The following is a 20,823-nucleotide window of genomic DNA, read 5'->3' on the forward strand; positions in this document are numbered from 1 at the left end:
GAGGATATTCTTTTAAAAAGGTTCATTATGAGGCAGGTTACCACAACTCGGTTAAGCAACCGATTAAACAGGGGTGAAAACTATGCTTATTCATTCCCCTCCCTAAAGTCACTCAAAACTCATCTTCAATATGGTAATAGTAATACTGCATGTTCGGAGTATAGGCAGTGGAATCTTCATACGTATAGAGGCGGTCACTGCTGTTGGAGGTATGAGCATTTACATACGGAACCCCCTGCTCAATTCGCGTCACAATTGTACTGTGATCTATACGACCATCCCCTGTAAAATCGTAAAAAATAAGATCCCCAAGCTGCAGTTCACTTGCCGAGTTTACCCTTGTCGCACGTAAACCTTGCGTGGACGTTTCCAAATACCAGCGAAGGGAGTGTGCAACTGACCAGCTATAACTCCAGCGCTCCGGTTGTCCGATCATCCACCAGCCTCGTCCCCGGTTCGGTGCCCCATGCATTGGAGCCCCTCCAGCACGTAAACATTGGGAAATAAAGTTCGTACAGTCATCCCGAAATACCGGATATTCAGGATTAAAGCTGTCCCACCACCTATTTGCATAAGCAACTGCAGCCATCCGATTATAAGTAGGCAACGATCTTCTCCTTTTTTTCACAGCGTATGTCGAGTACTTTCTAATTATGAAAGTGTTGTGAATGTAGAGCAAAAATCCCCTGTTTTTGTAAATGTTTGATACAATTATTTTATTGAAATTATGAAACGGTTAGGGGGAATTATGATGACACAACATGCAGAAAGGGAAATTTTTCTTCCTATAGCCCTTTGCGATAAAAAAGGTAATTTAAATCCGGAAGCAATCGGTTTTGCACGAAGACCTATTATCGACAGTAATTTGTCAGGGCATTTTATGCGCAAGAAAAAATGGAATTACTGGTGTGTATATGGTGAGGAGATTTTATTTTCCGCGACAATCAGTCATATGGATTACGCGGCTGTATGCTTTGTTTATTTCCTCGAATACGAAACACAACGTTACTTTGAAAAAACAATTTTAATTCCTCTTGGGGCTAAAGTAAAAATGCCGACACAAGTGCTGGAAACAATTCAATATAAAAATACGGAAATGTCCATTCAACTTACATACTTCAACCGCGAGACCCATTTAACAGTGACCGCGCCTGATTTTGACGGTGACCCTTTACATGCTGAACTGACGATTGCACACCCGAAAGACGATGACTCTCTCAATGTTGTCATTCCATGGAATCGCCGAACATTCCAATTCACGGCGAAACATCACACATTACCAACTTCGGGAACTGTAAAAATCGGGAACCGCACATTTACGTTCGCACCGGAAGAAAGCTTTGCTGTACTCGATTATGGCCGCGGTGTATGGCCTCGCGAAGCAACATGGAACTGGGGCATGGCATCACAGCGAGTTCGTGGGCAGCGTATTGGTTTAAACTTTGGCGGTAAATGGACGGATGGAACAGGCATTACCGAAAATGCCATCTTTATCGATGGTCAAATGACTAAAATTCATGAAGATGTTTTATTTCACTATGATCGCACTAATTTCATGCATCCGTGGACCATCAGATCTAAATTTAGCGGACGCGTCAACTTAACTTTCACGCCATTTTTTGAACGTGTGGCAGAAACGAATGCAAAACTCATCGTTTCCTCTGTACATCAAATGGTAGGTTATTACGATGGATTTATTCAGCTCGACGATGGCAAAACACTGCATATCCAGCAAATGCTTGGCTGCATTGAAGAACATGTTGCAAAGTGGTAACACCTAGGGGGGAAAATTTAGTGACAGTTCAAGATTTTAAGCAGGAACAACAGCGTCTGCACGAAACGATTCATTATATGGACCGGATTTTAAATAGCTCAAAAAGAGATATTGAGACGGCACAGGAAAATATTCGTACAGCGATGGCCAATGTGGAATATTTGGATTCCAGTGACAGCTTCCTGAACATTTTAATGAATACCCGTTTTTTCGAGCTTGCCCGTAATCAAAAAGAAGGGTTGGAAGCGATTCGGCAAAAACCGTATTTTGCACGAATCCATTTTCAGCGTGAAAAAGAAGATGAGGAATTTCTTTATATCGGAAAAACCTCGCTTTTTCACAGCGAAACACATGAACCGATCATTGTTGATTGGCGCTCCCCTGTCGCAAACGTCTACTACGATGGCCGGCTTGGCGATATTACATACGATGTCCGGGATGAAACACATTCCGGTCATTTGTTTGCCAAGCGCCAATATAAAATTGAAAATGGCGAGCTGATTAATTACCGCGATGTCGATTTAACAACAAACGATGAGCTCCTCCAGGAAGCGCTCGAAGGAAAAGCCGATGTCCGGTTAACGGAAATCGTCTCCACTATCCAAAAAGAACAAAATGAAATTATTCGTGCACATCTACGTCAGCCGATTCTTGTACAAGGTGCGGCCGGTTCAGGGAAAACAACGATTGCCCTCCACCGGATTTCGTATTTTCTTTACACGATGGGCGAACATTTCAATCCCGAACAGTTGATGATTCTTGCACCGAACCGGTTATTTATCGACTATATTGCCGATGTATTACCGGAGCTTGGTGTCGATAAAATTTGCCAGACAACGTATGCGCAATATGTGCTTGATGCACTGAACCTGAAATTAAAACTCCAAAATCCGAATGAACAACTTGAGAAGCTCATTGCAAACCCTTCTCTACAGCAAGAGAGTGCCATGATTTCGAAAACAAAAGGCAGTCCATTTTACGAGCTTATGATGAACCGCTATATCGTGCACCACGAACAGAAGCTTGCCGTATTGTTTGACGATGTATTCATTGAAAAATACCGCATTATGAAGGGCGAGCATTTACGAAAGCTATTTTTGGTGGAATTTCATTATATGCCTGTGGAAAAACGGCTTGAACGTATTAAAAAGGTAATTCAAACAGAGGTGAAACGGAAAACGGCAGCAGTGCTTGCGACATTGAATACCCGCTATGAAGATGCAATTGGTCGTGCACTGAGTGGTATGCGTGACGCAGACAAACGCCGTCGTACAGTGACAAAGCTCATTGATGAACGGGATGCCCGCATTCCAAAAATTAAGCAGGAAGCAAAATCCGTTGCAACAGTCTATATGAGAAAATTCCAGAAAGTAAAAGTGAAACAGATGTACCGTGAGCTTTTGACGAATCGTGAATTATTGGGTGAAGTTGCTCCTGAATGGCCTTTGGAAGAAGTAGCGCATTTTATAAAAGCTCACCAGAAAGAACGTTGGGTGCTGGAGGATTTGGCGGCCCTTTACTTTTTACAGGCTAAAATCAAAGGCATTGATGAAAAGTGGAAAATGCGCGTAGTTTTTATCGATGAAGTTCAGGACTACAGCTATTTTCAGCTTGCTGCACTAAAAGCCGGCCTTGAAACGGATATGTTCACAATGGTTGGAGATCTTGCTCAAGGAATCCACAGCTACCGGTCACTTACAGAGTGGCAGCCGGTACTCTCTCTTTTCCCGCGCGCAACGTATGCAACACTACAAAAAAGCTATCGAACAACAATCGAAATTATGGATGTTGCCAATGAAATCCTGATGCAGATGGATGAGGATTTACCGCTTGTTGAACCTGTTGTCCGTCATGGGAAATTACCGGAATTTATCGCAGCAGAAAGTTTTGATGCCACTATTATTCAAGACGTCCTTGTAAAAATCCGCGACAATCAGCATCAATCCATTGCACTCATTTGTAAAACAACTGAGGAAGCCGTTCAGTTAATAGAACAGCTTGAAAAATCGGTTATCCCTGCTCAGCTGCTCGACGAAAATTCAGCAATCGACCAGCAAAAGCTTCTCGTTATTCCAAGTCACTTGGCAAAAGGCTTAGAGTTTGATGCGGTCATTCTCACGTCATTTGACACACCTTACGATGACAATCCTCTTGACCGGAAACTGCTTTATGTTGCCTTAACCCGTGCCATGCACGAACTTTATCTAATCGGCCCATCGAAAGAGGCTTTTTTGATGAAGTGAGTGAAGCATATCATGCGTTTTTTCTTACAAAGTTAAAGAGCGTTCGCATGTAGCTTCATATTTAATTCCGATATATTTTAGCGAAAGCCGCATAGCAGCAATAAAGGCACACCGTAAACGGTGCGCCTTTACTGCTGCTTTTATTGTAGCATGAGAAATGCATCTATTAATCACAACACCCCTCAAATTAAAGTAGTTTCCTTTAATAAACCTTTAATAAGCCTTGCTGATGCATAGCAAAGTTCCCCATTATCTAACATAATAGACCTCTCTTTTAAATCGATGTTTTTTATTTTGCTCTTATTTACAATAAAAGATTTATGGCACCGGTAAAGATCAGAATGTAACCCTTCAAAATTTTTTAACCGTCCGTAAAATTCAATGTATTCATTTTCCAAATGCAAAATAATCTTATGCGAGTCTGGTGAAGCTTCGAAAAAATAAATGTTTTGAAAATCTATATTATGCGTACGTCCAGTAGTTTTAATTTGCAGTTTTTGAACGCTTTCTTGTTCGCCTATCTTTAAATAACGTCGATGAGCTTCTTTTAAAGTGGATAGTATCTTTTCCTTTAACGTATCCGGATTATCTTTAATAATAAAATCGAGTGCAGCCAATTTATAAATAAACGTAAGAAAGCTCATTTCAGCATGTGTTGTAATATACACTAAATTGGCAATAGGATCATCCTCCCGAATTTTGCTTCCTAGTGTAATACCAGTAATTTCGTCTTTTAAATCTATATCTAAAAAGTAACAATCCGCCTTGTCTTCTTGTAAAAATGAGACAACATCATGAGGATTAGTTGTAGCAAGTACTACTTTCATTCCGTTAGCTTCTATCATAGCGTAGTTCTCGATTATTTCTTTCGTTTTCCCCAATTGAACTCGATCATCTTCACAAATAACAATATTCATATAATCTACCCCTTTTTAAACTCCATTTCCTGAATAAAATAAGGAGGGCTAATTTTCGTGTTTAAGCTAACATTTTGTAAATTATTTTTCATTTGACGTAAATTAGCTAAGCCTATACCACGACTCTCTCCCTTTGTTGAAAAACCCTCTTGGTAAATTTCATGTACTTTTATATTTGTAGATTCATCAAATCTGTTAGTTACGACTAATAAAATGGCTCCATTTATGTGAATAAAGGCAACGCGTACTTGGCCATTCTCAATTTCCCGTGCTGCTTCGATTGCATTGTCCAGCACAATACCTACCATACGGTTTAAAATAATCGGGTCTACCGGGATTTCAGTGATTTCTTCCACGATTTCAATATGAAACGGAATTTGATGGGATTGAGCTTGTAAAATCTTTGTCGTTAATAACCCTTTTAAACTATTGATTTTCAGGTTATTCAATACCATCATCGAGTGCTGATTTAATTGTTCCTGATAATTCGCTTCTAATATATGGTCATAAAAGTATGTATGGAGACCCTCATAATTTTTGTCATCAATAAATGTACGTAAAGAAGATAAGATATTGACGTAATCATGTTTAAACTTACGCATATCCTGATTAATTTGTTCAAGTGAGGCAACATAGGATTCGAAGTTATTTATTTCTTGTTCCCTTTGTTCAATTTTAAATTGTTTAAATGCTAAAAAGACAATGACAAAAATACTGATTGTCAGTAATGCTAGATAGATTAAAAACATTGCCAAATTATCCTGGACGCTCTCATTAAAATTTTCATGGTCAATTTTCATGATATTGATATACATAAACACTACTGTAACTACACTGAGAAACACTAGTATATAGGATACGTAATGATGAAATACCCACCGATTGATCAAATACTTCGCAATGCGTTTATAACAAAAAGCAAAAAGTAAGCCTAATAAGATGAAAAATATCGTAAAACTGAAAAATGTCAGTTGTTCATTGCTGATTCCACCAAGCAAATAGAATATCACTATACTTGAAATATTATCCGAAACAACTAAAAAAATTAGGGACATAAATACATGAAAAATATGAATAACGATTCGGGTTTTGCGATAAATCATTATTGCCAATATAGCTAAATAATATAAAACCGACACTGCATCTAAAAATTGAAACAATATAAAAGTTGGTATAAATATAATTAGTACAATCGTTAGTAATTGTTTTTTTGACCATGACAGGTCCAGTACATAGGTGTTAAAAAATAGTAGCATTAAATATTGAATAATGAACAATATAATCATTTCAATTGTGAGTCCTTCCACTCATCACCACTCCGTTATAATTTTACTATATAACCATTATATACTAATTATTGAAATTAAAAAGTCTTCCCAAAAGCTGCCTTAGCTTTCGAGAAAACTCTTAAAACATTGTGAGATTTTGGAACGGTTTTTATTTAAATTGCATTAATTGTTTTAGCGTTAAACTATCTGATTTCAGAACACCTTTTGGATATATTTTTGCGGCTATCCCGGCAAATAAGCCAATAAATAAAATCATAACCACCAATGAAATAATAATCTCTCCCGGGGCAATCGTATTATAAACTATACGAATCAGTACACTCATTGGTGCTGTAAATGGAATATACGATGTTACTTTTGTCAAAATACCTTCGGGATAATCCATGACAAACAATATTTCTACTGTTAAACTCACCATCAATAAAATGACAATTGGCATTGTTGCGCTTGATAAATCATCAGGACGACTTACCATCGATCCTACAATTGCAAATAAAGTAGCATAGATGAAGTACCCAATGATGAAGAAAATGAGGATATATGCGGCTGTCCCCCACGTAATTGTCTCAATTAAAGTCTGTACAAATGACCCTTCAGGAATTTCAAAAATACCTAAGTTCGCCCATAATAGGAGACCGCCGATAAAGATGAATAATTGCGCTAAGCTAGCTAGACCAATCCCCAAAATTTTCCCATACATCATCGGTACTGGCGCTACCTTTGTAATCATGACTTCCATAACCCTAGAAGATTTTTCAGACGCAATTGCTGTTGCAACATTATTCCCGTAAGTGGAAATGGCTAAAAACATAATTGCAATCAATCCATAAACGATAAGTAAGGCATTTGGCTCTGTTTCATATAACGATCCAAAGCTTGTCTGTAATGGGGCGTTTAGTGCTTGAACAACCGATGGATGAATGGATTGAGCTTCTACAATAGATGCCACTCTCTTTTGTTCAATATAGGATTCTAACGTGAACAGTAGTTCATTGTTCACTTTTGGCACAAAAATATTCAGCTGCATCATATCCACTCGATCTTCCAACACAAAGAATCCTGCTATTTCTTCTGATTTAATCTCTTCTTTTAGACTTTCTATCGTTGCATTGTTTACAATATCCCAGTTTCCATCTAATTTAGCTAGATCTTGTTCAGATAACCCCAGTGATGTTCGATTGACGAGTTTATATGTTTCTTCCGAGCTATCCTTCGCAAAATTGCTCAAAATCGTTGGTGATGCAAAGAGCAGTACACTTAGCACGAGCAGACCGAGCGTAATATATACATATGCCTTTGTTTTAACCGCTTCTTTGAATACGGTGCTGAATACAATGCTGAAATTACGCAATGACATCCCCTCCTGTCCGCTCAATAAAGATTTCATGCAGGCTCGGCTCTTTTAATGAAATTCCCTGCAGCTCGAATTTCTCTCCGAATTCCTGAATGAGCTGATATATTTTTTCGCTTCTAGGAATCCTTAACTTATACCGATTGTTTTCCTGAGTAAATTCATATTGTTTAAGCGTAAGGTAATCCTTTAAGTCGGCAGCCGCTGTTTCCAATTCCAAGTAGCGATAATCATAGGAGCTCTTAATATTCACTAACTCATCAGAAACTATCAGGTTTCCGTCCTTTAAAATACAAATCTGGCTGCAGAAAGATTCAACCTGTTCCATTTGATGACTGCAGAAAATAATTGTTTTCTTTTTAGCAATCAATTCTTTTACGACGCTTTTCAACATATCTGCATTAACAGGGTCTAACCCGCTGAACGGCTCATCTAAAATAATAAAATTCGGATCATGTATAATTGCAGTAATTAATTGTACTTTTTGTTGGTTCCCTTTCGATAATTGTTCGGTACGCTTTTTTGCGGCATAAGAGATTTCAAGCTTTTCCAACCACTTTAGTGCCTCTCTTTTCGCTTCTTTTTTGCTCATACCTTCCAACATACCAAAATAAATAATTTGATCCAAAACATTCATTTTAGCGTAAAGTCCACGTTCCTCCGGCAAATAACCAATTTTCAAGTTTTTCTTAGAGAAAGGCTTTCCTTTCCATAAAATTTGTCCGCTATCTTTAGGAATCAGTTCTAACATCATACGAATGGTTGTTGTTTTTCCGGCGCCATTTCGACCTAACATCCCAAGGATTTGCCCTTCTTCTAAATGTATTGAAATATTGTTCACTGCTTTTTTACTGCCAAAGCTTTTACTTACATTTTGAATTTGAAATGTCATTATGAAACGCCCCCTTAAATGAACATCTTTACAATAGAAATTACGACGACTCCAATAACTACTCCAACTATAGCCCTTAAAATGTTTTTCACTTTATTTGCCTCCTTATATGTTTAATACGCAATGATCTTCTGCTCAAATGCCTTACTGATCGACTCGATATAATTTGGCACTTTAAAATAGGTGGTAATCCGGTAAAGGACCTGATCGATCTCTTCAGCCGTTAATCCTCTTGTACGCTGAATAAATTCAAATGTATGGCCTACTGCTAAATCTTTCAGAATTTGTTTATCCAACTCTTTTAAAGAAGCCTCAACTAAATGAGGTGTATTACTTTTAAATGATTCCATCAGTAATAAAAATTCGTCCAACCCAGTATTTTTTGTGACACTTGCCCAGCGCTCCTCATCCTTTAAGTGATGGTAAACCTCTCCCATTCTAGAATCTACAAGGAGCATTATGTCTATTTCGGGACCCTTCACTTTCTTTAAACTTTCAATAATCAGTGCGAAATGCTGGTTTGTTGTTTCAATCACCACAATATCAATACACAGTTCTTTAATTTTTTTCAGTAATGCCTGATTAAATATAGGGGCTTGAATGGGATAAGTATCTACTTGCCAAGTCGGACGCTTATCCTGAATAGCTATTTGTAATGCTTCAATAAACAAAGTAGACATTGAAACAATCAGTACTTTCAAAATATCCCCCCTTCCTTGAAAATTGCCTAATTCCACTATACTTTCGTTCGACTTATACGTGTTTAAAGGCTCTTGAAAACGAATTAACCAATCATAACCGTTCTTTTTTCGTATAAAAAAAACGTTCATAAAATCATGAACGTTTACTTTGTAAGCACTTGAATTTACTCGCCTACAATCCAATAAAAATGTAATAATCAAGTTGGGATGACTTCATAAAGCCGGCTTTTTCGTATACATGAAGGGCTGCCATATTTTCGACTTCCACATCGAGTAAAATTGTCTTGTCACCCGACCGAAGCGCATAATCTTTCACTAAATTCAAAATTTGCGTGCCGATCCCTTGGCGTTGTCTCTTCGGAGAAACCGCAAATGCCGTAATCCACTGTACTTCGCCTTCTTTGCGAGTTGTCACTGTTCCAACAACTTCACCATCAATTTCGGCTGTCCACATGACTAGGCCTTCAGTCGTTGTATTAAACTCGATCAGTTCCAATGATTCCTCACGAATATCGCCAAACGCATCACTGAAAATCGAGACAAGTGCTTCCGTGTCCTTTTGCATAAACGGGCGTAAAGTAACTGGCCCCTCTTTTTGCAGAACTTCTGCTCGGGCTTCCAATGTTGCTTCAGAAAAGCTGTATAAATACCCGTTCTTTTGAAGAAATTCTTTGCCGTAATACGAGCCTTCCACGATTAATGCAAGCTCCCCTTCACTTTCACGCATCGCCAATCCTTCTTTCAGCACGTTCAATATCGCCGTACCAATTCCAAGTTGACGATACATCGGTGCAACAAGCATCGACCATTCATACGTATTCAATCCCATCAAATCAACTGCAGTACCTGCTCCGACCAGCAAATTCTTTTCATCATCATATACAAGTACATAAAATCCCCGTATTTCATAGCTTTTCGCTATCGGTAAATTCATGATTTGATTTAATAGTACGCCATCACAAACGGCCGCTGTTTTACATAATTTCTGTACCTCTTCATATGTTTCTTCATCTAAAGGAAACGACACTGTTATTGCCGATAAATTCATTCTTTCTACTCCAATTCTAACTACTATAATTTCTTTATTTTAGTAAAGCTGTCGAAGTAACGCAATACTCGCGCGTGAATCCATTCAAATTTATCTTTCTGAAATTATTATTTCCATTAAAAATAAAACAACTTCATGATACAATTTTTCTAGTAAAGATGCATAAATTTAACTACTTATTACCCAATAATAAGGTATAATAATCCTATGCATGATTAATTTTTACAAATAAAAATTCATCTTAAATGACTAAATGATGTTATTTAATTATAATTGCAATATGAATTAATTAATTAAGGAGACTTAACTTATGACAAAAGAACAAATCTATTCTACTAGTACTGAGCCACTACTAGATACCCCTTTTCCTTCTTTTGTACTTTTACCTAATGGTACACTCGTTCATGGAAATCTCCGTCAATTAGACTATCCAACACAAGAGACAAAAGAACTAATCGGAAGTTCCATACACGACACGCTATTTTCAGAAGTAGGTGACGATGTCATTGAATCCATTTTAACAAGTTCAGTAGCGTTATGTTTGAACAACATTCCTCTTTCACTGAAAGGTCAATCTTCCAAAACTTGCACTCTTTATACGAAGCCGATTGTCTTTGCAAATGAGCAGGCAATTTCTGTTCTTTGTATTCCAAATGAAGAAGTTCGTTTATTAGATGAAGAACAGCAACATTTAGTCGACCTTAAAAATGGCATCCACCAATCATTTATGACCGTTACACTTGACCAGGACGGCTTTATTACTCAAACAAATCAGCCGTTTTTAACAGCAAGCCGATGGACACCAAAACGGGTCATCGGTAAAACATTGTGGCAATTGTTCCCGCAAAATCCCGAATCGGAAAAAGTCGTCCTTGAAATATGGAAAACCTTGCAAAACGGGCAAGTTTGGCAAGGTGAAGTTGAGAAATTGACAAAGGATGAGCAGCTTTACTGGGTACATTTAACGGCGATTCCAATGATGGGCCAAACATCTGAAAAAAACGAGTATTTGCTGATTGAGCGGAATATTACAAAAGAGAAAAAGATTCAGTTCCAGCTGGAGAAAATCGCATATATCGATACAGAAACAGGGATGATGAATGTTCACCGTCTGGAACAAATTATCGGGGAAATGATTGAAGAAGAGCGTAATTTTTCATTCGTTTACTTAAGCATCGATAAGTTTTATACAATTAAGGATTTACATGATGGCGTCGCCGGGAATTCCCTTATCGTAGAATTTACGAAACGCATGAAAATGTATTTCCAAGATAGTACAATGGCTCGTATTAATGAAAGTGAATTTGTCGTAATTACACCATTACCAGAGTGGTTTACACAAGGTTTCCTGAATTATTTACAGCAAAATCCAATCTACAGCGGTAACGTAGCAGTCCCACTTTCATTAAGCGGCGGGATTACACGCTTCCCGGAAGATCAATTGACATTCTCTCAATTAATGAAGGCCTCATTGGCTACGATTGCTTCTGTACGCAGTGCGGGCGGTGACAGTATTGTCTCTTTATCAAAATCTTCACATGCTGCATTAAACCGCAGATCCATAGTTGAAAAGCGATTACTGCTTGCATTAGATCAGAAAAACCTTCATGTTCTGTACCAGCCTCAACTTGATTTAAGAAGCGGTAAAATCACAGCTGTCGAGGCATTAGTTCGTTGGGATGATGAAGAAATCGGAGCTGTATCACCTGATGAACTGATTCCTATCGCGGAAGAAACAGGCCTCATTAATAATATCGGTTCGTTTATGCTGGAAAAAGCATGTGAACAAGCGGTCCTATGGAAGAATGCTGGCCATCCGATCAAAGTCAGCATCAACTCTTCTGTACGCGAGTTCCGTGATAAAAATATGGCCAAGTCCATTTTAGAAACACTTGACCGTACTGGATGTCCGGCAAATTTACTGCAAATCGAAATTACCGAAAAGTTTGCATTGGAAGCTGAAGCTGAAACCGGAATTATTAAACAGATGCGTACACTTGAAAATGAAGGGATTGTCTTCGCGCTTGACGACTTCGGTACAGGTTATGGGTCGTTCCGTTACATGCAGCTTCTGCCGATTTCAATTTTAAAAATTGACCAGACATTTATCCGATCGCTGAAATCGGAAAAAAACCAGCAGCTCGTAAACGGTATGGTACAGCTAGGAAAATCAATGAATCTGACGGTCGTTGCAGAAGGTGTGGAAACAGAAGAACAAATGCAGTTCCTGACAAGCATCGGCTGTGAAGTCATCCAAGGATACTTTGTAAGCAAACCAAGCTCTACAGAAGAAATTTCGTCGTTATTAGGATAAATAAAAGCTCGTAAGGCAACTGATGATCAGTGCTTTACGAGCTTCTCTTTTTTACTTTTGTAAAGGATTGTATCGAAGTTCTTCCTTTTCTCATTATACGCAGGATAATCTGCATCATTACTTCCGCAAATACAAGTCCCATCGCAATCGCACCGGAAATCATAAATGCCCGCATTCCATTTTCCAGACCTGCAATATAGTCGAGCTCCATCACATTTCGCATCGTACTGTATGCAATACCACCAGGTACAAGCGGAATAATTCCCGAAACACTAAATATGATCATCGGCATCCTAAACTTGCGTGCAAAGAAATATGCTACTAATGAGACGACAAACGCTCCAAGAAAGGATGCTCTTACTTCATCTATTCCGACTTCGAATAGAACATAATATACTGCCCATCCTACTGCACCTACGAAGCCACATGCCGGGATTGTTTTAATAGGTGCATTAAAAATGACCCCAAAACAGGCAGTCGCAATAAAACTGATAACAATTTGAGCTAAAACATGCTCCACCAACGAACGCTCCCCTCCAATCGATCATACCCTGGAATGACCGCACTTTGTATTGATTCAAAAACTTATAGCGAAAGCACAAGTGCAATACCAGAACCAATCGCAAACGCTGTTAAAAAGGCTTCGGCACCTTTTGCCATCCCTGCTGTGAAATGACCAGCCATTAAATCACGGACTGCATTCGTTATGAGCAGACCCGGGACTAGAGGCATGACCGAACCAATAATAATTTTGTCTATTTCCGTCCCGACATTAAAATGCACTGCGAGATATGCAACAGCACCTACTCCTACTGATGCTAAAAATTCCGAGAAAAATTTAACGCGGGTCATATTATGGAGAATCGTCACTATATACAGACCGACGCCTCCTGCAACAAAAGCCGCAGGGATATCCGAAATCGTTCCTTTAAACAGCAATAAAAAGGCACTGCTCGCTATACATGCCGCCAAAACTTGAACGGAAATCGGGAGGAAATAATTTGTTTTTTCTATCTTCTTTAACTCGTCATACGCCTGCTCTAATGTTATCATTTGAGATGTAAGCTTACGTGAAACATTGTTTACAAGCACAATTCGATGTAAATCTGTAATTCGTGTTGGAATCGATGTAATTTGTGTAGGCTGTGTTTTACCTAGAGAGAAAATAATACCTGTCGGCGTAACATAGCTTTGTGCATTCATCATATTTTGAGAACGGGCCATTCTTAGCATCGTATCTTCCACCCGATACGTTTCAGCACCGCTTTCAATCATAATACGACCAGCAAGCAAAAAGCAGTCAAGCGCCAGTTCAGTATTTTCAGCATTCATTCAAGGGACCCCCTTCCACTTCTTAGCTCATATTACTTGAAGCAATCGGAAAATAACAGTCTTTTTTCGTACAATTTATGCTGACAGAACAGCGTATTTTCTTAAAATTTACAATGATCATCATTCAGGGTACAGAAATAGATTATCCCAATTAGAAAGGAACCCGATACATCATGACAAACCCATACAGAAAACGGCGTGGTCCTTGGATTGACTTACTTCTTATTGGCGCTATCGGTTTTTTAGGTGCCATTATCGTTTTCTTAACTTTTTTAAGCGATGATCCGATTTTCCTGCACAGCGATAAAACATCGGCTAAAGAACATACTATTACGGAGGAAGCATCAAAACTCACCGGAATAAAAATTGTCACAGATCGCTCTGACGACAAGAAAATGCCTTACACCGTTCAGTATCCGCAAATGGATTATGAAACTTTTAATAAAGCGGTAATGACTTATATAGAACAATCAAAACAATATTACATAAGCATGATGCGCCCGCAGCAGGACTCAAAGAAGCTAAAAGGCGATCTATCGATAACTGTTGAAACATTCGAGTATGATCATTATTACTCCTTTGTTTTAACGAATAAAACGATTATAAATACCGAGGAAAAGCAAACAACGATTGAAACATTTCTAATTGATTATGAAACAGGAGATTTAATTGATATTCGTGCACTTTTAAATGGAGATTTAGAAAGTCTGAAAACTTTTGCAGCACATATCCAATCGGAAATGCTTAAAAATCCAGCTTATAAAGAGTATGTATTAGAAAAGGAGCTCGCATTCGCTACCGAGCCAAAATGGCGTATATTTAAACGTTTTGCATTGAAAGATGACTCTCTTTTCATTTACTTCAATAAAGGTGAAGTGGCAAAACCGGAAGCAGGTGTACCGGTAATTGAAATTCCTTTATCCTTCATCAATCCGCTTTTAGCATCTGAATTTCAAATACCGATGCAATCCGAAAATACGATTATTCCCAGTAATAAAGACTCATCAAAAAAACGGATTGCCCTTACATTTGATGACGGTCCACACCCAGAAGTGACAAAACAGATTTTAGCTCTTCTGAAAAAATACAATGCAAAAGCAACATTCTTTATGCTTGGAAGCCGTGCGCAATATTTTCCAGGCTTAGTACGGAAAGTCCGTGATAGTGGTCATGAAATCGGCAATCATACTTGGTCACATCCCGTTTTAACGGAAATGTCTCATACTGAAATTGAAAAGGAGTACAATTCCACAGAGGAAGCAATTATTCATGCGATCGGTCAACATTCTACAGTATTCCGTCCTCCATATGGGGCGATTAATGAAGATGTTCGTAACGCAATTCCATGTAAGTCGGTCAACTGGACAATTGATACTCTCGACTGGAAATACCGAGATTCAGAAAAGCTGTTCCCGATGGTAAAAAAGGCATTGCATAATAATGCGATTGTGTTAATGCATGACATCCACCAATCTACAGCAGATGGACTGGAGCCTGTTCTTGCCTACTTACAAAAAGAAGGCTATGAATTTTTAACGGTTTCTGAAATTTTGCCGTATCATTAATCTAAAAATGACTTTTAAAAAGAGTGGTGATTTTTTATCGCCACTCTTTTTGCGTTAATCCTCATTTTTATCGGAATAATCCTCAGATGTTTGCTCTTAATCCTCAATTGAGGGAAATTAATCCTCACTTCCATCAGGATAATACTCACTTCAACCCTGTTAATCCTCAATGCAACTTTTCACTGCAAAACTAGACATTTCTCAACTGTTCATCGGTATCACCTGCTAGTTCCTCAAAAATTTTCGCAACTTTTTTCCTCTGAAATGTTTGAAAAAAGTTAATAAAGGTTATAAACCACTATCGCGAAATAATTAAAATAAGAAATAGGAGATGGACAGTATGAGTTTTCTTTGGTTTTTAATAATTGGTGGAGTTATCGGTTGGCTTGCAGGAGTAATTTTGGGTAAAGATGTCCCAGGCGGAATTATTGGTAATATTATTGCAGGTATTGTTGGTGCATGGATTGGTGGTATGCTTCTAGGAAGTTGGGGACCTAAAGTTTCTGATTTCTATATCTTCCCTGCTATCATAGGTGCAATTATACTTGTATTCGTTGTAAGCTTTATTATGAAATCAATGCGTAGAGCTTCATAAGCTTAATACATCTTTAATCTATTTTTAATTAAATAATTAGATGTAAGCAGCTAAAAGCGGTCTTTCCCATTTTAAATTGGGAAGGACCGCTTTTACTTATAATTTAATATAAAGAAACCTCTTTTATAATAAAGTTGTTAATTTCTCTCTTTATCTTTCTTTATAAAATTGTGTGTCATTCCAGGTAATTCATCTTCTGCAGATACGACATTAATAGATAATGAACTTACAATACCTATCAACATAATTGTAATAATTAATGACTTCAATATTTTTTTCATATCAAATATCCTCCCAGTTCCTAATTTCTTGTATAGTATTTTGGTAATTAAAAGCTTTTTCAAAATAAGTTGTTGCCATTTTGTATTTCTTTTTGTTTTTTAGTATTAAAGCCATTTTAATACAATATTTGTATGTATGTCTATAGTCATTTATTTTTTCAAAATATTGTATAGCTTTAGGTAAATATAATTCTATTTTTTCACTATCCCCCTCCCCCATTAGTTTATACACGTTAAAATGTATTATATATTGTTCATATTCTTTACTTTTACCAATTTCATCAAAACCTTTTTTAACCCAATTAGTTACGTTTTCATATTCTTGCAGTCTTGAATATATCTGTATTATAGAAAAAATGGTGATGAGTTTTTTATCTAAGGAATTTTTTAAATTCAAACTCTTTAAATAATATTCTAAGGCCAAATTATAATCGTTTAATTTAGTATATAATGAACCTAAATTTTGAAATATTATAGATTTAAATTTAACAACATCGAATTTTTCTGTAATTTCTATAGCCTTTTTATAATTTCTTAAAGATGCTCTGAAGTCAAAACTATTCTTATAAGCTATGCCTTGTACAATGAGTGATTCAATCGAGCGTTCAAAAAGAAAATTGTCGTTAAAATATTTTAGTGACATTTCACTATACTCTATAGCTTTAATATTTTGTTGATTAGATAAGCTTGCTAAAGAATACATATAGTATAAGTCTGCTTGATCCCAGCTCTTTAAGTTTATTTGTTTTGAAAGATTCAATGCTTCTTCAAAATTTTCAATAGAGTCTTTGATATTATCATTTACAAAATGAAAAATCCCTAAAGTTTTCGCCAATAAATATTTTTCGTAATCGTTTAATTTTTCTTTGTCTCGCATTAAGGGTTCCAATAAAACCAAGATAGATTTATTGTCCTTTAAAATAACTAAAATCCTAATATTAACTAAACAATATAAGTAGAAATCATTTCCGTTAAAAGAAAACCTTAATTCCGAAAGCTCCTTATAAACCTGTTTTGCATATTTTTCACTTCTCTTAATAGAAATTTCTTTATATATTTCATTTAAATATTGTCTATTGTCTTTTTCATACTCTAAATTACCATGATTTTTACCTTTAAAATTCAATTCAATCCCTAATTTTTTAGAAATTAAATATAAGACCTCTTCGCTCGGTTCCGTACTATTATTTTCAATCTTACTAAGGTAGGATGGTGAGCAAATTCCTTTAGCTAAGTAACTCTGCTTCATATTTTTTTTCAATCTTTCACTACGAATAAAATGACCTACCATCATTTCATTTCTCACCCTTTCCATTCTTATTCACTGTTTATGTATTTAAAGTGCATTTTGCTAATGGTTGCTTCACTACTCTATTTATACCACAAATTGGTTAATTATTAGATCAATCGTATTGTATCAAATAGTTTGTGTAAAATGTATTTAATCAGCTAAATTAACCATTTAACTTTATTGTTTCCTAATTATTATGAAATCCAGATATTTAAGTATAGATATTTATTATTAAATCTGCGTTTTTTTCCCAACTTATATATTACATTACAAGCATTAACTTCCAGTATAATTTAATTATCGGAATTGTATATCCGACATGTAATTAATTACAAATAATTATTAGGAGGTGAAATAATGCGTAAACCTAAAGTACTTAAAAAAACAAACTCAGTTACTTACAAATAATTAAAAATAAAAAATGATGTCGTGTAAAAGCGCCATCATTTTTTATTTTATATTTCACTTAGGGAGGTATATTATTATGGAAGTTAAAAAGACAAGCATGATAAGTACAAGTATAATAGCAAATACTGTTAAGTGTTTTGAAAAGGATTTACTAACTACTGTTGAAAAAAACTTTTTAGATCCAAAGAATTTAATAATTACATCTAAAATGTCCATAACAGATAGTCAAAATATTAATCATCAATTAAGGTACTTTGATTTACATAGAGCTTTACGTTTAATAAATTTTATAAGTTATAAGGTTTGGAAAGAATTACAAACAAATAAAATTCAAGCAATTTCTTTTCATTTTAATACTTCACAAGTATCAGAACCGGAGCTATTTTTTATTGACCGGTTAAAACATTACTCTCAGGAAAGTATAGAGGTTAAAGTATTTCCACAATTAGATAAGATTGTTGATGAAAACAATATTGAAGATATGCCCTATTATTTAAGTGTAGGTGACTTATGGACATCCTTAAATATTGGTAAAGACTACCTTAATTCTAAGGTAAGCAATGTAAACTCTCAAATACTGCTTAATCTTGCTATTACCCAAAACAATTTAGGTAATACAATGGCTGGTGAAGCCTTATTAAATCAAATTCTTGAAAAGGACATAAATAATAGTTGCGAAAATGAAATAAAAATTACTTCGCTTTATATCCTTTCAATGTTGTATTTGAGGCATCACAATAAAAAGTTTCACAGCATTGAAAAAGCAGAAAATTTTTTAAATAAAGCATTAAATTTATTAAATGAACCTTCTTTCATTCATAATGATAAAGAGTTTAAAAGGATTTTTAATCGGAATGGTTATGCGCTCCTATTATTTAAAAAGAATCAAATAGAAGAAGCCATTAATTTATTAGAAATTAAAATTCGCGAATTAGATATATTAATTTCAAGTGGGAAGGAGTATGCAATCTTACACAAGACAGTATTACTTTATAATATTTCCCAGTGTTATAATATATTAGGGGATTTTAGAAAGAGTGTTAATTTGTTAAAGGAAATAATAGAAATTGATACCTATGATGCGGATTATCACTATGAAATAGTAAAAATTCTCTTTGATAATGATTTATTAGATGAAGGATATGAATGGTTAGAAATTATAGAAGATAAAAAAATAGTTGACTTATCTATTCAATCTGCAATGAAAGGCTATTACTTCTTAACAAAGGATGATTATCAAGAAGCCGCTTTACATTATAAAACTGCATATTATTTAGAATACAATGAAAGATATACTGGCGAAATTCTATATAGTTATTTATATACTCTATTTAAATTAGAACAGTATGAGACAATTTTAAATATAGATGTTTCAGTAGTTAATTTAGATGATGATTATAAATCTGATATCGACTATTTAATAAATGAAACAAATGAGATGAGGTTTAATAATAATTGTGAAGGCCTTAAAGTATAAAGGATTAATATCTTTCTTGCTGATATTCTATCTAAGTATGGGAATATCACGCTATGTACAAATATTATGGTTTGAAAAAAATGATGCCGTTTTCGCTTATTCTCTTTCATATGCTTTTATGGCGATAGCAGGTTCTTTATCATTTCTGCTAGGAAGTAAAATTAATGGACAAAAATTATTAAAGTCATTCGCTTTTTTTATTCCAATATATTCCTTAGGGATGCTGTTAAGGGTCTTCACTGGCCCACTTGTATTGCCAATATTATCAGGGTTTATTTCAGGTATAGGCGCTTCTACAGTAATACTAATTGTTCGTACTTGGATATTTGTTATTGCAAATGAGCAAGATGAAGATAAAGAGTTTTTAATTTCATCTAGGGTAGTAGCTGGTCAAATAGGAGCCGTAGTTTCTGTACTTTTAGCAGGACAACTTCTGGTTATTTTTCAAGAATCCAGTTATATATATATAATATTATTAATAGCGTCTGCTTTGAGTCTATATACAGTATTCCTGGTAAGAATACCAGACAATAAAATTAATGAAAGTAGGAACAGCATTCTTCCTACCGATAAAAAACTTACATTTATAGCTTTAATAAGTAGTGTAATTTTAGGGACAAGTAATGGTATGTTTGAGCCCTATTTGCCAATAATCCTAAAAAATATAGGATTTAGTTTATCTACTGTAAGTATAATTATGGCAATTTACGCCACAATTAAAATTATCAGTGGCTTAACTTTTCAAAATAAAAGACTGTTAACATATCCTCACTATAATATTTTAGTTGCAGAAGTCCTGTTATGTCTATCTGCTATTTCACTGGTTTTGTTAGAACAAAAATATATAATTTTATGCTTGATATTTATAATAAGTGTTTTAATTTCCATAACAAATATTTCAATTGAAATATGGGAGTATAGAGTTTTCCCTTCTAAAGAACTTCCAATATATTTCGGAATAATTCATTCTTCATTTTTTATTGGAGATGCATTAGGCGGAACAGTCGGGGGTTATCTGTATACTTATGTAAATATAGAAATGTTATTTATCGTATTTTCTGTATTAAGTCTAATATTAGGTATTATATATTTTACAATGTACAGAAAAATTACTTTGGCTAAAGGTGAAATAGTGAAATAGTGAAATAATCATTCTTAATAACTCAACATATTAAATGCTATTGATTTTATATAACTCAATAGCATTTTTGGTTTGGAAAATTACTGAAGTATTACCCACTAACACTCATTTAATTAATCATTCTTATACATCGAAAATACAAAACTTTGATACTCCGAATTCTTTAACATAACTAATTATTATAGGAATCATTTAATATTTCCT

General features: G+C 35.5%; 18 protein-coding genes. 7 read left to right on the top strand and 11 right to left on the bottom strand.

Annotated elements, in window-relative coordinates:
* Positions 1-112 precede the first annotated feature (112 nt).
* Positions 113-607, bottom strand: coding sequence for an amidase domain-containing protein (locus ABS917_RS05755; RefSeq protein ID WP_350478102.1), 495 nt, complete (start codon positions 605-607; stop codon positions 113-115).
* Between the two features lie 144 nt (positions 608-751).
* Between ABS917_RS05755 and ABS917_RS05760 the strand changes: the two genes are divergently transcribed.
* Together ABS917_RS05760 and helD are read left to right on the top strand one after the other, a co-directional pair.
* Positions 752-1,774: a DUF2804 domain-containing protein gene (locus ABS917_RS05760; RefSeq protein WP_350478103.1), complete on the top strand. Its 1,023-nt coding sequence runs from the start codon at positions 752-754 to the stop codon at positions 1,772-1,774.
* Between the two features lie 20 nt (positions 1,775-1,794).
* On the top strand, positions 1,795-4,017 hold the full coding sequence (gene helD, locus ABS917_RS05765; protein WP_350478104.1) for an RNA polymerase recycling motor HelD: 2,223 nt from the start codon (positions 1,795-1,797) through the stop codon (positions 4,015-4,017).
* A 182-nt stretch (positions 4,018-4,199) separates the two neighbouring features.
* Here helD and ABS917_RS05770 read toward each other — a convergent pair whose 3' ends face one another.
* From ABS917_RS05770 to ABS917_RS05795, 6 genes are all read right to left on the bottom strand, one after another.
* Positions 4,200-4,934, bottom strand: a complete 735-nt coding sequence (locus ABS917_RS05770; protein ID WP_350478105.1) for a LytR/AlgR family response regulator transcription factor — start codon at positions 4,932-4,934, stop codon at positions 4,200-4,202.
* Positions 4,935-4,939: 5 nt separating this feature from the next.
* Positions 4,940-6,241: a sensor histidine kinase gene (locus ABS917_RS05775; protein ID WP_350478106.1), complete on the bottom strand. Its 1,302-nt coding sequence runs from the start codon at positions 6,239-6,241 to the stop codon at positions 4,940-4,942.
* A gap of 130 nt (positions 6,242-6,371) precedes the next feature.
* Positions 6,372-7,574, bottom strand: coding sequence for an ABC transporter permease (locus ABS917_RS05780; protein WP_350478107.1), 1,203 nt, complete (start codon positions 7,572-7,574; stop codon positions 6,372-6,374).
* Positions 7,567-8,466, bottom strand: a complete 900-nt coding sequence (locus ABS917_RS05785) for an ABC transporter ATP-binding protein (RefSeq protein WP_350478108.1) — start codon at positions 8,464-8,466, stop codon at positions 7,567-7,569. Before ABS917_RS05785 ends, ABS917_RS05780 begins: the two co-directional genes overlap by 8 nt.
* Before the next feature lie 113 nt (positions 8,467-8,579).
* Complete coding sequence (locus tag ABS917_RS05790) at positions 8,580-9,167, bottom strand: glycosidase (RefSeq protein WP_350478109.1); 588 nt, start codon at positions 9,165-9,167, stop codon at positions 8,580-8,582.
* Positions 9,168-9,339: 172 nt separating this feature from the next.
* Positions 9,340-10,215: a GNAT family N-acetyltransferase gene (locus ABS917_RS05795; protein WP_350478110.1), complete on the bottom strand. Its 876-nt coding sequence runs from the start codon at positions 10,213-10,215 to the stop codon at positions 9,340-9,342.
* Positions 10,216-10,525: 310 nt separating this feature from the next.
* On the opposite strand from ABS917_RS05795, the gene ABS917_RS05800 reads away from it, so the two are divergent.
* Positions 10,526-12,529, top strand: coding sequence for a sensor domain-containing protein (locus tag ABS917_RS05800; protein ID WP_350478111.1), 2,004 nt, complete (start codon positions 10,526-10,528; stop codon positions 12,527-12,529).
* Between the two features lie 34 nt (positions 12,530-12,563).
* On the opposite strand, the gene ABS917_RS05805 is transcribed toward ABS917_RS05800, so the two are convergent.
* Together ABS917_RS05805 and ABS917_RS05810 are read right to left on the bottom strand one after the other, a co-directional pair.
* Positions 12,564-13,049, bottom strand: coding sequence for a threonine/serine exporter family protein (locus ABS917_RS05805; RefSeq protein WP_350478112.1), 486 nt, complete (start codon positions 13,047-13,049; stop codon positions 12,564-12,566).
* A gap of 65 nt (positions 13,050-13,114) precedes the next feature.
* Complete coding sequence (locus ABS917_RS05810) at positions 13,115-13,861, bottom strand: threonine/serine exporter family protein (RefSeq protein WP_350478113.1); 747 nt, start codon at positions 13,859-13,861, stop codon at positions 13,115-13,117.
* Positions 13,862-14,034: 173 nt separating this feature from the next.
* Between ABS917_RS05810 and ABS917_RS05815 the strand changes: the two genes are divergently transcribed.
* Both ABS917_RS05815 and ABS917_RS05820 read left to right on the top strand, forming a co-directional pair.
* The gene (locus tag ABS917_RS05815) at positions 14,035-15,426 is read left to right on the top strand and encodes a polysaccharide deacetylase family protein (RefSeq protein WP_350478114.1); all 1,392 of its coding nucleotides are present in this window, start codon (positions 14,035-14,037) and stop codon (positions 15,424-15,426) included.
* A 340-nt stretch (positions 15,427-15,766) separates the two neighbouring features.
* Complete coding sequence (locus ABS917_RS05820; RefSeq protein ID WP_350478115.1) at positions 15,767-16,021, top strand: GlsB/YeaQ/YmgE family stress response membrane protein; 255 nt, start codon at positions 15,767-15,769, stop codon at positions 16,019-16,021.
* A 137-nt stretch (positions 16,022-16,158) separates the two neighbouring features.
* Here the strand turns inward: ABS917_RS05820 and ABS917_RS05825 are convergent, their stop codons facing one another.
* Together ABS917_RS05825 and ABS917_RS05830 are read right to left on the bottom strand one after the other, a co-directional pair.
* Complete coding sequence (locus ABS917_RS05825; RefSeq protein WP_350478116.1) at positions 16,159-16,302, bottom strand: hypothetical protein; 144 nt, start codon at positions 16,300-16,302, stop codon at positions 16,159-16,161.
* A 1-nt stretch (position 16,303) separates the two neighbouring features.
* Positions 16,304-17,596 (bottom strand): helix-turn-helix domain-containing protein, encoded by a 1,293-nt coding sequence (locus tag ABS917_RS05830; RefSeq protein WP_350478117.1) that lies wholly within the window; start codon positions 17,594-17,596, stop codon positions 16,304-16,306.
* A gap of 481 nt (positions 17,597-18,077) precedes the next feature.
* Between ABS917_RS05830 and ABS917_RS05835 the strand changes: the two genes are divergently transcribed.
* Together ABS917_RS05835 and ABS917_RS05840 are read left to right on the top strand one after the other, a co-directional pair.
* Entirely contained in the window at positions 18,078-19,478 is a 1,401-nt protein-coding gene (locus ABS917_RS05835) for a tetratricopeptide repeat protein (protein ID WP_350478118.1), read from the top strand.
* On the top strand, positions 19,459-20,619 hold the full coding sequence (locus tag ABS917_RS05840; RefSeq protein WP_350478119.1) for an MFS transporter: 1,161 nt from the start codon (positions 19,459-19,461) through the stop codon (positions 20,617-20,619). The genes ABS917_RS05835 and ABS917_RS05840 overlap by 20 nt, the downstream gene beginning before the upstream one ends.
* Positions 20,620-20,823: the final 204 nt, after the last annotated feature.

Source organism: Solibacillus sp., from assembly GCF_040273735.1.
Classification (GTDB): domain Bacteria; phylum Bacillota; class Bacilli; order Bacillales_A; family Planococcaceae; genus Solibacillus.